The sequence below is a fragment of the Bacillus sp. FSL K6-2431 genome, from assembly GCF_038005165.1.
Lineage (GTDB): Bacteria > Bacillota > Bacilli > Bacillales > Bacillaceae > Bacillus > Bacillus pumilus.
In genome coordinates, this window is sequence record NZ_JBBOSQ010000001.1 from 1,840,272 (window position 1) to 1,854,275 (window position 14,004).

General features: G+C 43.3%; 13 protein-coding genes. 7 read left to right on the forward strand and 6 right to left on the reverse strand.

The features are described 5' to 3' along the window. Positions 1-52: 52 nt before the first annotated feature. From MHH40_RS08980 to MHH40_RS08995, 4 genes are all read right to left on the reverse strand, one after another. Positions 53-223, reverse strand: coding sequence for a hypothetical protein (locus MHH40_RS08980; RefSeq protein ID WP_003217225.1), 171 nt, complete (start codon positions 221-223; stop codon positions 53-55). Beyond that, entirely contained in the window at positions 220-807 is a 588-nt protein-coding gene (locus MHH40_RS08985) for a DUF1700 domain-containing protein (protein ID WP_050943346.1), read from the reverse strand. The genes MHH40_RS08980 and MHH40_RS08985 overlap by 4 nt, the downstream gene beginning before the upstream one ends. Continuing rightward, a complete protein-coding gene (locus MHH40_RS08990; protein ID WP_012008800.1) occupies positions 800-1,117 on the reverse strand; it encodes a PadR family transcriptional regulator in 318 nt (105 codons plus the stop codon). Before MHH40_RS08990 ends, MHH40_RS08985 begins: the two co-directional genes overlap by 8 nt. Before the next feature lie 98 nt (positions 1,118-1,215). Next, entirely contained in the window at positions 1,216-2,046 is an 831-nt protein-coding gene (locus tag MHH40_RS08995) for a YitT family protein (RefSeq protein ID WP_034320763.1), read from the reverse strand. Between the two features lie 332 nt (positions 2,047-2,378). On the opposite strand from MHH40_RS08995, the gene mmuM reads away from it, so the two are divergent. The 3 genes from mmuM to MHH40_RS09010 all read left to right on the forward strand — a co-directional run bounded on the left by mmuM (position 2,379) and on the right by MHH40_RS09010 (position 5,511). Next, positions 2,379-3,317 (forward strand): homocysteine S-methyltransferase, encoded by a 939-nt coding sequence (gene mmuM, locus MHH40_RS09000; protein ID WP_212046252.1) that lies wholly within the window; start codon positions 2,379-2,381, stop codon positions 3,315-3,317. A gap of 46 nt (positions 3,318-3,363) precedes the next feature. Further along, on the forward strand, positions 3,364-4,767 hold the full coding sequence (mmuP, locus tag MHH40_RS09005; RefSeq protein ID WP_050943350.1) for an S-methylmethionine permease: 1,404 nt from the start codon (positions 3,364-3,366) through the stop codon (positions 4,765-4,767). A gap of 123 nt (positions 4,768-4,890) precedes the next feature. Then, on the forward strand, positions 4,891-5,511 hold the full coding sequence (locus MHH40_RS09010) for a hypothetical protein (protein ID WP_003216967.1): 621 nt from the start codon (positions 4,891-4,893) through the stop codon (positions 5,509-5,511). 345 nt (positions 5,512-5,856) lie between these two features. On the opposite strand, the gene MHH40_RS09015 is transcribed toward MHH40_RS09010, so the two are convergent. After that, positions 5,857-6,339, reverse strand: coding sequence for a hypothetical protein (locus MHH40_RS09015; RefSeq protein ID WP_212046253.1), 483 nt, complete (start codon positions 6,337-6,339; stop codon positions 5,857-5,859). A gap of 106 nt (positions 6,340-6,445) precedes the next feature. After that, the gene (locus tag MHH40_RS09020) at positions 6,446-9,115 is read right to left on the reverse strand and encodes a S8 family peptidase (protein WP_340900958.1); all 2,670 of its coding nucleotides are present in this window, start codon (positions 9,113-9,115) and stop codon (positions 6,446-6,448) included. 179 nt (positions 9,116-9,294) lie between these two features. On the opposite strand from MHH40_RS09020, the gene MHH40_RS09025 reads away from it, so the two are divergent. Genes MHH40_RS09025 through mngB form a run of 4 tightly spaced genes read left to right on the forward strand, consistent with a single transcriptional unit; the run spans position 9,295 to position 13,989 of the window. Further along, positions 9,295-9,816, forward strand: a complete 522-nt coding sequence (locus MHH40_RS09025) for a PTS sugar transporter subunit IIA (protein ID WP_223251400.1) — start codon at positions 9,295-9,297, stop codon at positions 9,814-9,816. Continuing rightward, positions 9,813-10,142 carry a PTS fructose transporter subunit IIB gene (locus MHH40_RS09030; protein ID WP_034620720.1) on the forward strand — a complete coding sequence of 110 codons (330 nt, stop codon included), beginning with the start codon at positions 9,813-9,815 and terminating at the stop codon, positions 10,140-10,142. Before MHH40_RS09025 ends, MHH40_RS09030 begins: the two co-directional genes overlap by 4 nt. Before the next feature lie 36 nt (positions 10,143-10,178). Continuing rightward, the gene (locus MHH40_RS09035; RefSeq protein ID WP_003217114.1) at positions 10,179-11,297 is read left to right on the forward strand and encodes a PTS fructose transporter subunit IIC; all 1,119 of its coding nucleotides are present in this window, start codon (positions 10,179-10,181) and stop codon (positions 11,295-11,297) included. Between the two features lie 28 nt (positions 11,298-11,325). Continuing rightward, positions 11,326-13,989 (forward strand): mannosylglycerate hydrolase, encoded by a 2,664-nt coding sequence (mngB, locus tag MHH40_RS09040; protein ID WP_340900960.1) that lies wholly within the window; start codon positions 11,326-11,328, stop codon positions 13,987-13,989. The last annotated feature ends 15 nt before the right edge of the window (positions 13,990-14,004 follow it).

Genomic DNA, 14,004 nt, shown 5'->3' on the forward strand with positions numbered 1-14,004 from the left:
ACGAATGCGAGGGTTTGTCTACACGCTGAACCCGCATAAGCGGGTTTTTCATTTATGGCTTGCTCCAATTGATAGTGCGGAACACATTGTTCTGGTCATTGTTGTGATATGCATCTAGGTCAAAGCCCGATAGTCCAAAACCAATTGCCATGACAATTCCTCCGGCAACGGTGAAGATGATCCCCCATTTGATGCATTGCTTTTTTAAATCATTCACATTCATATTCTCACGACCTTCTTTTTAAACATTCCCATGAATGCCTTAGTGGTTTGAACAGTCATTTGAACAAATAGCTTTGTCAAATACACCGTGGCCATGCCGCATAATAATCCGACACCTAATAGAAGAATACCAACGCCAATTTGCGTCACCACCACATGCAAACCGTCCTGAAAGATAAATGGAGAACCAATGATGCTCCAAAAACCTCCGAGCAGACCAACTAGCGTCACTGTACCTGTCACGAGCGGAATGCACCAAATCACCATATACACAGAAAGAATTAGTAGGAAGACTGTTGCTAGAATACTGCCCCATAATGGAAAGCCTAAAATGAGGATGGAGAGCCTTGTGGCTTTTTCTCCAAACGTCGGCACCTGAACGGTTTTAATTCCTTGTTCCTTCAAAATCCCTTCAGCGATGATAGCAGGCTGCCCGACTTGATCGACCGCTTCCTGTTCACTGTATCCATCTTCTTGATAATCCTCGATCATTTCATCGTAATACTCGATGAACCGGTCACTTTCTTTTTCGCCTAGACGATGCAGGTGCTTCTCTAAGCTGGCTAAAAATTCTTTTTTATTCATTGCCCTGTCCTCCAGAAATAAAGTCGTAAATCGCCATCACTTGATCCCATTCCGCTAAAAACTGCGCCATATGCTCACGGCCGCTTTGTGTCATCCGGTAGTATTTTCTTAATCGACTATTATGTTCCTGGGAATAGGTCTCCACATAATTGTTTTGCTCTAATCGCTTTAATATCGGATATAATGTCGATTCTGAAATCTCAATACAATGGGACATATCTTTAATCATTTGATAACCATAGGAATCGCCTTTCTTTAATACCGCCAGTACACAGAATTCCAGTAAACCTTTTTTTAATTGTGCATTCATGATTACAACTCCTAACCATTTATACTATACATTACATAGTATCATGTGACAAGAGGTATAAATATAAAAAAAAAGACCCTTTTGGGGTCCTTTCGTTTTTATATATTCACAAATCCTTCTCCGAACACATCACGCACGTCATGGACAACAACGAATGCGTCTCGATCAATTTTCTTAATGATTTTCTTTAGACGCATAAGCTCTTGTTTTTGAATGACTGCATAGAGAATTTCCTTCGATTCCTTTGAATAATGACCGCGTCCGTTTAAAATCGTCACGCCTCGATCCAAGGTGTGATTGATTTCTTCGGCAATATCATCTTTGCATGAAGAAATGATCGTCACTGCCTTTTTCGTGTTAAGCCCTTCTATCACGAAGTCCATCACCTTTGTCGCCACGTACAGCATCACAATCGTGAACATTAATTTTTCCGCACCAATAATAAAGTAGGAAGCAAATACGACGATCAGATCAAAGAACAAGATGGCATAGCTCACGTTCCAGTCTAAATACTTGTTGGCAATTCTTCCGAGTATGGCAGAACCCGCCGTTGTACCGCCTGCTCTTAGCACAAGACCAATCCCAATTCCTATAATGATTCCTGCGAAAATGGCCCCAATGATCAATTCGTGAACATTCACGACCCATGTTGTGGTCAAGTGTAAAAATAGGGAGTTACTTGCGACGGCAACCACAGTATAAATCGTCGTCTTCTTGTCCAAATATTTATACCCCACAAGCAGCAGAATGGCATTAAACACTAGGTTCGTCAGCCATGGTGCAATTTCAAACAAATAATAGAAAATGATGGACAGCCCCGTTACACCGCCTTCACCAAATTCAAGCGGAATGACAAACATGTTCACTGCGGCGGCAAATAAAAAAGAACCAATTAGAATCATTGCGATATCTTTTACACATTTTTTCAATTTCTTCTTTCCTCCTTTTTTAAGCATATAAAAAACCCTCTTTCTGCACGAAAGAAGACAGTCGTTGAACAAAAAAAATCAAAAGACAGCGCCTTTTGACGAAGCTTTCTGAAATGAACCTTTCCATAATATATATCTCTTTTTAGAGGCTGTCAATGACTTGGTTTTCTATTATTTTGACTGCATGTTTATGCATGGAAACCCGCATGTTTTCAGGGTTTTTCCGCGGTCACATGCTTTTTCCTCTCCTTGACAAAAACACTTTAGTCATTTAAACTACTGCCTCATATCATATCCATCATTTCCGACTAAAAAGGAGGGTGTTCAATTCGATGAATCCTATTCAAAGCCGTTTACAGGCTCACGCACCTTTAATTTTAGACGGTGCACTTGCAACAGAGCTTGAACGAAAGGGCTGCAATTTAAACGACAGTTTATGGTCAGCCAAAATACTGATTGAACAGCCAGAATTGATTCAGCAAGTACACTTGGATTACTTCCAAGCCGGAGCTGACTGTGCCACAACAGCGAGCTACCAAACAACGATTGATGGCTTCGCTGAAAAAGGCTATTCAAAAGAAGAAGCCATTGAACTAATGAAACGATCTGTCACTTTAGCAAAAGAGGCACGCGATCTTTTTTGGCAGGATGAAGCGCGTCGTAAAGGGCGGACAAAACCATTTGTCGCAGGATCTGTGGGGCCATTCGGCGCTTATTTATCTGATGGTTCAGAATATAAAGGAAATTACGGACTCACAGAGCAGACACTCATTGATTTTCATAGACCAAGGATTCAGGCATTAGTAGAAGCTGGTGCAGATATTCTTGCGTGTGAAACGATCCCTTGTCTCATTGAAGCAACGGCCATTGCAAAGCTGCTGCAAGATGAATTCAGTGATGTATCTGCTTGGATTACATTCAGCGCGAAGGACGACCTTCATATTAGTGAAGGAGATTTGCTCAGAGAATGTGTACAAGCACTGGAACCTTATGAACAGATCGCTGCTGTGGGTGTAAACTGTACGCCGCCGCAATTTATCTCGTCTCTCATTCAAGAGATGAAAAAGGGGACGAGCAAGCCGATTGTCGTGTATCCAAACTCAGGGGAATTATATGATCCTGAAGAAAAGGTATGGAGCGGAGATACGCCTCAGCATACATTTGGTGAATGTGCGCATCAATGGTATCAAGACGGCGCGCATATTATCGGCGGCTGCTGCAGGACAACCCCAGAAGATATCACGGACATCTTAAAACTTACCACAGCATAGCATCATGAATCATCACACATACTTCTAAGCAAAAGGGCGGGAAGACATGGAACAAGCAAAAGATCAGTCACAACAATATCAACGAAAAATGACGAGCCGCCACCTGTTCATGCTTTCTCTAGGCGGCGTCATTGGAACAGGGCTCTTTTTAAGCTCTGGGTATACCATCAATCAAGCAGGACCCGCGGGAACGATCCTTGCCTATCTTGTCGGGGCATTAATTGTGTACCTCGTGATGCTCTGTTTAGGCGAGCTGTCTGTGGCAATGCCGGTTACAGGGGCCTTTCATACGTATGCAACAAAATATATTGGACCCGGCACAGGCTATACAGTCGCTTGGCTCTACTGGCTGACATGGACAGTCGCGCTCGGATCAGAATTTACAGCGGCAGGGCTTTTAATGCAGCGCTGGTTCCCGGACACATCGGTTTGGATGTGGAGCGGTGTCTTTGCTCTTCTCATCTTTCTACTCAATGCTTTTACAGTTAAATTTTTTGCAGAATCAGAGTTTTGGTTTTCCAGCATTAAAGTAATGGCTATTATTCTCTTTATTATTCTTGGCGGAGCTGCGATGTTTGGCTTGATTCCGTTAAAAGGCGGTGAGGCCGCTCCGTTCCTTTCTAACTTCACCGGGGAAGGCGGTCTTTTCCCAAACGGCTTTTTACCGATTTTAATGACGATGCTTGCCGTCAATTTCGCTTTTTCAGGTACGGAGTTAATTGGGATTGCTGCGGGTGAAAGCGTCAATCCTGATGAGACCATTCCAAGAGCGATTCGCACAACCGTACTGCGTCTTGTCTTGTTTTTCGTTGGAACGATCGTGGTCTTAGCTGGCTTGATCCCAGTGGAAGAAGCTGGGGTGATCAAAAGTCCATTTGTTGTGGTGTTTGATCGCATCGGGATTCCATATGCCGCAGATTTCATGAATTTTGTCATTTTGACAGCGATCTTATCTGCCGCAAACTCTGGACTATACGCGTCATCCCGTATGCTCTGGTCACTTTCTGAGGAACGGACACTGCCTAAGAAACTGGCGAAGCTGACATCTAAAGGAATTCCTTTGAACGCACTGATTTTAAGTATGATCGGTGGGATTCTTTCTTTGTTCTCAAGTGTCATCGCACCAGAAACGGTATACCTTGTCCTTGTTTCGATCTCTGGACTGGCCGTTGTGATCGTGTGGATGGGGATTGCTGCCTCACAATTTATGTTTCGGAAACGTTTTTTACAGGAAGGCGGACAGCTCCATGATCTTTCCTTTCGAACCCCGCTCTATCCAGTGGTTCCGATTGCTGCCTTCTTCCTGTGTCTTGCCTCTGTGATTGGCATTGCCTTTGATCCAAATCAGCGGATTGCCCTTATCTGCGGCATTCCTTTCATCGCGCTCTGCTATGCTGCCTATTATGTGACAGCTTGGATTCAGAAAAAACGTGAAGAACCTGGTGTATAACGCCAGGTTTTTTTCTATCAAAAACAATTTGACAAAAAAGGATATCGCTAGTAAAAGAAGCACACTTTGGTATATGATAGGAATCTATGATTTTCAGGATGAATCAAGGGAGTTGTCACTAATATGGAAATGACCATTACAAGAGCATTAAGTGAACTGAAAATGTTAGATAAGAGAATCAACCGAACCGTTGATGAAGCCGTACTTGGTGGATTGATGATCGGGAAACATATACAACACGGATTTCAACATCAAGAAGACATCGAAAAGAAGGCGAAGGCTGATGACCAATCGATTCAAGCATTAATCAAGCGCCGGAATGCCATCAAATCAGCCATCGTTGTGTCGAATGCGACGACAACGATTGATGTTGCGGGTGTCAGCATGACGGTGGCAGAAGCGATTGAACGGAAGACGTCGATAGAATACGATATTCGTTATTTACGGAAATTGAAAAAGGTGTACACAGAGCTAGTAGACAAAGCAGAACAAACCAATGAAGATGTGAAGAAGAGGCTCGACCAGCATTTAGAAACCTTGTTTGGAAAAGACGGAAAAACACAAGCGGCTGCCAACCAAGAGATCGTCAAGTCGTTCCTCGCTGAAAACGAGGCGACGATCATCGATCCGCTTCGTCTTCGAGTGAAGATTGAAAAGCTTTCGACCGAGATTGAGGATTTTCAAATGGAAGTTGATTTTTCCTTGTCAGAAAGCAATACACTAACGAAAATACAGATCGATTAATCAATTTTGTTAGTGAGCCGAAAATCGATAGAACTAAACACCTCCGAGGGAAAGGTCATTCCCTCCTCATCTGATCATCTCTGGATGATCCTTGATAAAAGCTCAAAGCTGAACGTTCAAGGATCAACGTTCAAGTGTAAAAGTTCTTATCCATCAAAGCTCAGAATTAAAAGGTAAACGCTCGATCGAATCTGGGAGTCACGGCTCATGAGTGTTTGTTTATCGACTCTTTCGGTTGCCGCCCAGCAGGTTTGCTAACAAAAAGAAAAGGATGTCACATGAAGACATCCTTTTTTCTATGAAAAAAAACGACAAGGCTTTCGCCAAGTCGCTTCTTCCAGCAGATTAGTAACGGGATGTATATGCCAAATGGTACACACTTGTGACATTTGAAGATAGCTTGATGTCGTTTGAAGTGAACGTCACTGGAACGATATCGTAGTAATGTGTAGACCAGCCTGCATTATTGTATGTTTGGTAGCCTGCACCTGCAGGAACTTGAAACGTCAGTGAAAATTGTCCATTTACGTCTGTTGTGCCTGTCGCTGTTTGAGCATATGATTTAATTGCTGCTTCAAAATAAAGCTGAATCGGCTGATTAGGCATGAGATTTCCACTTGTATCTTTTAGTGTTCCTTTAAACATAGCTGGATAATAAGAACCCACGCGATATTTACTGCCATAGCCGTAATTCACTAATCCACTATCGGCTGCGGTGACACTTGTTACTTGAACGGAAGCTGGTACTGCCCCTGTTTCCTCTGCATTTGCAAAGGTTGGGAATACGAGAAGCAATGATAGAAAGAAAGCAAACATGATTTTTTTCATCGATAAATCCTCCTTTTTTTCCTGCTATTTTACTATCGACATTAATTGGTATTTTTCCAGTAACAAGCAAAAAAACTTCCCTTTTTTAGAAAGGGAAGCTCTCCTCTTACTTTTTCACAACAACAACTTTCACCGCTTTGCTTTCTCTTTTTCTCACATCAGAAGCGGTCACATACAAGACTGTTTTGGCTTTTTGCGGTTTTATTTGGGCAGTAAATGCGCCCTTTTTATTTGTTTTTACCGTTTTGATGACTTTCTTTGATTTATTTTTCACTTTAATGGTCAATCCTGCACCCGCAGTCCCTTTGACCGTTTTACTTTTAACCGTTACTTTGCCCACTTTCGGCTTAGCTGGTGCTTTGCCTTTTTTGACGACTGTTTTGAGCGTTGTAGCGGCCTTTCCTTTTGAAATCTTAATGTGAAGGACTTTGTTTTTGTTCTGATGCTTGATCTTCACGCTAAAGGTTCCATTTTTGCCTGCTGTGCCTTTTCCAAGCAGTGTTTTGCCTCTATACACAGAAATAGCAGCGCCAGCCTTTGCTTTACCTGTCACCTTTTGATGCTGATCCTCCACTTTGCTCACAGATGCGTTCAGTTCGACAGCACTTAAAGCAGCAAATGCATTCAGTCTGCCATGTCCTGTCATCCAATCGATCCCTGGAATTTTCGGATCGACAATTGGCTCATCGTTTTCATCATAGAAAACGTCATCTGTTCCATCAACAGAAGTAAAGGAGATGTTATCGGCTGTGCTTTGCAAGATATTCCTTACTTGATTCGGCTTCAAGGTTGGATTTTTAGAAAGAAGTAATCCTGCTGCCGCGGCCACATATGGTGTCGCCATTGATGTCCCGCTCAGGTATGAGACATTCCCATCTGGCATTAAGCTTGGAATATCAGACCCTGGTGCAGACATGCTCAGTCCTTTACCAAAGCTTGAGAATTCAGCGGCAATATCCATACGGTTGCTTGCGCCAATGGCCATTGCGTATTTTGATGTCGCAGGATAGCCCATTTCTGGAACGCCATCATTTCCACTCGCCACAACCACTAGTACATTTCTTTGAGCCGCGTAGTTCATTGCATATTCAATTACCCGGCTGTAGTAGCCGCCAAGGCTCATGTTGATGACCTTTGCGCCTTTATCTACTGCATGCTTAATTCCAAGTGCAATATGCTCTGTATCGCCAAAGCCATAGGCATCCAGTACCTTCACTGGAATGATGCCCGTATGTTGGTTAAGGCCTGCCATTGAGTAATGATTATCGGATTTTGCGGCAATGATGCCTGCCACATGCGTACCGTGTCCATTATCATCAATCGCATCTTTGTTTCGTCCAATGAGATTCGCACCTAAGTCTGTACGAACAGTCCCGCTTAAATCAGTCAAACGGCTGTCTACACCTGTATCCACAACAGCAATTAATGTTTGCTTCATTTTGCTTGTGCCAATCAGTGTATTCATTTGTTCAAATTTGACGTCAGCGCCTTTTTTCCCGCTGTTTTGCGCACTGTTTTTCAGCGGCCACTGATAACCATACTGCGCGTCGCTGCTTAGCGCGCGATAGGTTTGAACAGGCTCCGCAAATTCAACATTCGGCATGCTGGACAGCTTTCTTGCCGTGCTTTTGATGACAGCTTTGCCTGCTTTTAAAGTCTTTCCAGCTGATTCTTGCCCTGCTGGCACATCATAGACATACATTCCTTTAAATAAAGGACTGACTGACTGTGATGTCACACGGTTTTCTTGGATGCCATAGCTTTTCATCTTCTTTTTCGCAGATTGAAGTGTTTGGCCATCCTTTAATTTAAAAATGATCTTATTCGTTTTAACCTTCTCTTCTTTTACAAGCTTTTGTTTCTCTAATACATAACCAACTGATTTTCCTTCAAGCTGATTGATGCCAATTTTTTGACTGACGGCTTCTAATTCCTTTTTTAAATAAGCCGGACTTGCTTCTTTGAGCATATCAAAAAGGGACCTGATCGCCTGTTGTTCTTTTTCTGTTACGATATGACCACTAAATGCACCATTTTTCTCTACGTCATTTAGCAGTGACTTTAATGTCAGCAGATGATTGTATACCTTTTGCTGCTCATTTTTTTGTTTGATGAGTTTCGATTTGAGAAATGGCTTTGTTTTTTGGAGCACACGGCTCAGCTTCTGACCATTTGGTGTTTCATTAAAACGTTTATCTTCGATTGTACGAATCGATTGGAGAATTTCTCGCCCGTACTTTTTCTCAATAATAATGATACCAGGCTCATCGTCTTCAGGGAAAACGGGTTCAGAGGGCGGAAGGTTAGCTCCTTTATACCCGATTGTATAAGCCGCATCCTCTTCCTCATCACGGCTGTCTTCCTCCGACCCTAAATAGAGCACTTTGACAAAGTAAGGACCTGACCATGCATGAGGGAAGTCGATCTCTGTCTCTCCACTTGCAGTGTCCACACGATATCTCGAATAAGTGTCATCCTTCATCGCTCTGTCTTTACTTGGATAGACCGATACGGATAATACTTGTTTACTTTTCACAGAAATTTTCATATGTGTATGTTTTGCCACCTCTTGTGCTGATGGCGTGATTTGGTACCATGACTCTTCCATTTCATTCTGTAATGTCCCTGAGATGACTTCACCATTTTTTAACCCAATGGCTTCATTGACATTTGTTCCTTTACTGGCAGCTGCTGCCTCGTATCCAGGTAATGCCGCCATACAGAGAATGATGGCCATGAGTACGATCACACAGGATTTGACCTGCTTTTTGAACATGAAAAGACCCCCTTATCTTTTGTAATACCTTGGAAGAATATCACAGAAATGCATTTAGTAGAATCTGTTTTTTACATAATTAAACTCGTTTTAAGCTAGGATTTGAGATATACAGACAGCAAGACGAATAGCTTCATAAACTTTTTGCCATTTCAAACGGAAAATGATGCTATTTAACCATGTCGAAAAGTACATTACAATCAACTTGTAAGCGCTTAACAAACAAGAGAGAAGGGATCAGCTTGTTCCAAAAAGATCATGTTTTCACACAAGTAGACGGACGATCAAAGAATGAGATTTTACAATACATTGCCGAGAAAGCTGAAGACCTTCAGATTACAAACGACCAGGCGGGGTTATTATCAGATTTGTTGACTCGCGAAGACGAAGTCTCAACAGGACTTCAGCAAGGCTTCGCCATTCCTCATACAAAAAGCTCCGCTGTTCAAACGGCTTCACTTCTTTTTTTAGAATTAGAACAACCGATTGAATGGGGCAGCTTTGACGATTTGCCCACAAGCTATTTATTTACACTGCTCGTTCCATTAGAAGAAGCAAATATCACACACCTGAAATTACTGTCAGGGATTGCGACAAGCCTCATGGAGCCGGCTTTCATCGAAAAGATACAACCAGGTCAAACCGCTGACTATTATTACGAAGTCATTGAACAACAATTGAAAGAGGGGATTACACAATGAAAATTGTCGGTGTCACTTCATGTCCAGCAGGGTTAGCTCATACACCAATGGCAGCAAAGGCGTTAGAGAATGCGGGTAAACAGCTCGGTCACGAGATCAAAATCGAGCAGCAAGGAATTATGGGACAGGTGAATGGCATTACACCAGAGGAAGCAAGACAGGCAGACCTTTGTATCATTGCCTCCAATCAGCATATCAACGATGCGGAACGTTTTTCAGGCATTCCCACAGTACGTGTCGAGATCGGACGCGCCTTAAAAAATGCCGAGCAAATCATCACAAAAGCTGTAGCACTTGTTGAAAAGAAAAAATCTGAATCTCAATAAACGTGAGCAATGCCATATAGAAAGGAGCAAAGCAAAATGAAAGCAAAATTAAAAGTCATTGAAGGCCATCTCATGACCGGTATTTCTTATATTCTTCCTGTAATCATCGGTGCCTCCCTTATCGTTGGTTTAGCAAAACTAGTCGGATTAGGATTTGGTGTTTCAGATTTAAACGCCTATAAGGATGCTGGTGGCATACTGCACGGCGCCTATTTAATGGAGCAGGTTGGTTGGACAGGGATTGGCTTAATGAACGTCCTGCTCGCTGGATTTATCGCCTATTCGATTGCGGATAAATCAGGGCTTTCGGCCGGTTTCATCGGTGGTGCCCTTGCCAGCTCAACGAATGCTGGATTTATCGGTGCCGTTATTGCAGGCTTCTTCGCAGGATATGTCGCTCTTTTTGTGAAACGAAAAATTCAAATTAAAGGCTCCGCAGCCGGACTTGTTCCTCTGCTCATCTTACCGCTCATTACCGTTGGCTTAACTGGACTTCTCATGTCCGTTCTGCTGGGCGGGCCATTAGGTGCTTTGAACACAGCATTAATTGAATGGATCAAAGGCATGGTCGCTGACGGGACAAGCACACTCGCACTCGCTCTCATTCTAGGTGCGATGATTGGCTTTGACCTTGGCGGCCCAGTGAATAAATCTGCTTGGATGGCAGGTAACGCGCTCTTCCTATCAGGCGTCTACCTCCCTGCCATTCTCGTCAATATTGCGATTGTCATTCCGCCGCTTGGATACGGGCTTGCGACATTGATTCGAAAACGCAATTTCTCTCCAACCTTTAGAGAAGCAGGACGTGGCGGCCTTGTCATGGGCATTATCGGTATTACGGAAGGGGCGATTCCTTTTACCCTCGTCAATCCATTGAAATTGATTCCGCTCAATGTTGTCGCATGTGCTGCTGGTAGCGGGGTTGCTGCATTATTAGGTGTCCATGACATCATGCCGCCAATTGGCGGGCTATACGGCTTCTTCTCAGTCGGAAACTGGTGGGCTTATTTAATTGGAGCTCTCACTGGCGCACTCGTCATCGGTATTGGCGCCAACCTGCTTGTCAATTTCTCTGAGAAAAAAGAACCAAAAACGCCGGAACATGATCAGAAGCAGAAAGAAGAAGACGATTTTGACCTTGTACTAGAAGGATAATTTGAACAAAGAAAGGTGTCGTTACTCAATGACTGTTAATGTACATGTGATTCCACATACTCACTGGGACCGGGAATGGTATTTCACCACCTCCCGCTCCCGTATCTACTTAATGAAAAGCGTAATGGACATTTTAGACACTCTTGAAACAGATGAAAGGTTCCATTACTTCATGCTCGATGCCCAAGCATCCTTACTGGATGATTACTTGAAATGGTGCCCTGAGGATGAGAATCGAATCAAAAAGCTCGTCACAGCCAAACGTCTCATCATCGGCCCGTGGTATACCCAAACCGACCAGCTCGTCATTTCAGGTGAATCCATTGTACGGAACCTGCAATATGGAATTGAACGCTGTCAGCAGTTCGGTCATGTGATGAAAGTCGGTTATGTCCCTGATTCCTTTGGTCAATCCGCACAAATGCCTCAAATTTACCGCGGCTTCGGCATTGTGGATACAGCTTTTTGGCGCGGCGTTTCAGACCATATGACGAATCACACTGAATTCAATTGGCAAGGGGCTGACGGCAGTGAAGTCTTTGCGGTGAACCTGCCATTTGGCTACTACTACGGTGGAAATATTCCCGAAAAAGATGAGGACTTACAAGCCTTTTTATCTGAAAAAATCGGTGCGCTGCAAGCAAAGGCAACCACAAAGAATGTCTATTTCCCAAATGGCTTTGACCAGGCACCGATCCGCAAAAACCTGCCTGACTTATTAGAAAAAGCCAATGAACTGGACGAGCACCACTATCAAATCAGCAGTTTAGAAGATTACATTGCAGCAGTGAAAAAAGAGCGGACGTCTTTTGAAACTTTAAAAGGAGAGCTCATTCATGCGAAGCATATGCGGATTCACAAATCTATTTTTTCAACACGAGCTGATTTAAAAATCTTAAACAATCAAATTGAAAACTATCTCGTCAATGTGATGGAGCCTATCCTCACGATTAGCTATTCACTCGGACACGACTATCCGCATGATACGGTTCGTGATATATGGTACCTCATGTTTGAAAATGCAGCGCATGACAGCATTGGCGGCTGTAATAGTGATACGACGAATCAAGATGTCTTCTTCCGCTACAAGCAGGCAAAGGAAATTGCTGAGAACCTTGTGGACTTACACATGCGCCTCATCGCCATTCGACTGCAAACAGAGCAAGAAATCACGTTTACTTTATTTAATACACTGCCTTCAAAGCGTTCTGAAGTTATTGAAGTTGAAACCTTTATCACAGAACGTCCTTTTACACTAAAAGATGCCAATGGAAAAACGCTTCACTACACAGTAAAAAGCAAAACTGATGTCACAGATTATGTGCTGGCACAGCAAATTTCTCTTAACCCAAGTAAAGATGTGTACATGCCAAAACAAGTATGGAAAGCCGTTTTACTGATCGAAGCCACCAGCTTACCATCCGTTGGTTATACACAAGTCAGCATGGTTTTCGATGAATCAAGCGAATCTGCATGGGAACAAACAGAAGGACACGCGATTGAAAATACGTATTACCGCATTGCGGCAAATGACAACGGATCGCTGGAGATCACAGATAAACAAACTGGCCGGACATTCTCTGAGCAAATGATCTTTGAAGACAATGGAGACGATGGGGATTCCTACAACTATTCACCGCCGCGTGAGGATCTGTATGTGTCATCCAAGGACCTTTCTTCAGCAGACATCACAGTATCTAAAAGCTGCTTGCAACAAGAGCTGACCATCCAGTTTCACCTCACTGTCCCGTATGACTTAGAGGAACGCTCTCAGCAATCAGTCACGACTTCACTCCCGATTACAGCGAAGGTAGCATTAAATAAAGATGAGCCTGTCATCCGTTTTCATGTCGATGTCGATAATCATGCGTTAGACCATCGTCTGCGTGTCCTCTTTGATACAGGCATCGCATCAAAGGTATCACTGAGCGATCAGCAGTTTGGAACCATCGAACGCCCGACAGAGCTCACGCAAGAGCTTGAATGGTGGAGCAATGAGCATTGGGAAGAAAAACCGATCACCATTGAACCGATGCAATCCTTTACTGCACTTCGTGATGAAGCATATGGTGTCGCTCTATTGACGGACTGCGTGAGAGAATACCAGATCACAGGAGAAAGCTACACAACGATTGCGTATACGCTTTTCCGCTGTTTCGGAAAAATGGGGAAAGAAAATCTTCTTTACCGTCCAGGACGCGCATCTGGTGAAAAAATTGTTGAGACACCTGACGCTCAGCTACAAGGTGCACTGTCGTTCTCATTTGGCATGCACTATAGCAAGGATGCTGTCAGCGAGGGACACTTAGCGCAGCTTGCCAAGCGGTATACAACCCCAGTTCAATGCTACGAACGGGCAGACTTTTTAAACGGTCGTTTAATTTTCTCTTTCCGAGATGAAAAAGAAGACTTACAATCTACTTATAGCCTGCTTGACATTGAGACAGACGGAGTCATTCTAAGCGCTCTGAAAAAAGAAGAGCATGGAACAGGCATTGTCATCCGTCTCTTCAATCCATTTTTAACGCGTCAAACAGCCGCTTCAATCAATAGTTCATCTCTACAGCACGGAGAAACAGCGAATTTAGGCGAAACACCTGAAGGACATATACTCAAAGCACAACATGGATCATTACACATTGAACCGCTCACACCTTGTCAGGTACAAACCTACATTGTAAAGAAAAAATGAACATGTAGGGGCGGG

Bases quoted from the DNA above. Each gene is read 5' to 3' on its own strand.
- MHH40_RS08980 (WP_003217225.1), bottom strand. From the start codon at position 223: ATGAATGTGAATGATTTAAAAAAGCAATGCATCAAATGGGGGATCATC.
- MHH40_RS08985 (WP_050943346.1), bottom strand. From the start codon at position 807: ATGAATAAAAAAGAATTTTTAGCCAGCTTAGAGAAGCACCTGCATCGT.
- MHH40_RS08990 (WP_012008800.1), bottom strand. From the start codon at position 1,117: ATGAATGCACAATTAAAAAAAGGTTTACTGGAATTCTGTGTACTGGCG.
- mmuM (WP_212046252.1), top strand. From the start codon at position 2,379: ATGAATCCTATTCAAAGCCGTTTACAGGCTCACGCACCTTTAATTTTA.
- mmuP (WP_050943350.1), top strand. From the start codon at position 3,364: ATGGAACAAGCAAAAGATCAGTCACAACAATATCAACGAAAAATGACG.
- MHH40_RS09010 (WP_003216967.1), top strand. From the start codon at position 4,891: ATGGAAATGACCATTACAAGAGCATTAAGTGAACTGAAAATGTTAGAT.
- MHH40_RS09015 (WP_212046253.1), bottom strand. From the start codon at position 6,339: ATGAAAAAAATCATGTTTGCTTTCTTTCTATCATTGCTTCTCGTATTC.
- MHH40_RS09020 (WP_340900958.1), bottom strand. From the start codon at position 9,115: ATGTTCAAAAAGCAGGTCAAATCCTGTGTGATCGTACTCATGGCCATC.
- MHH40_RS09025 (WP_223251400.1), top strand. From the start codon at position 9,295: ATGTCGAAAAGTACATTACAATCAACTTGTAAGCGCTTAACAAACAAG.
- MHH40_RS09030 (WP_034620720.1), top strand. From the start codon at position 9,813: ATGAAAATTGTCGGTGTCACTTCATGTCCAGCAGGGTTAGCTCATACA.
- MHH40_RS09035 (WP_003217114.1), top strand. From the start codon at position 10,179: ATGAAAGCAAAATTAAAAGTCATTGAAGGCCATCTCATGACCGGTATT.
- mngB (WP_340900960.1), top strand. From the start codon at position 11,326: ATGACTGTTAATGTACATGTGATTCCACATACTCACTGGGACCGGGAA.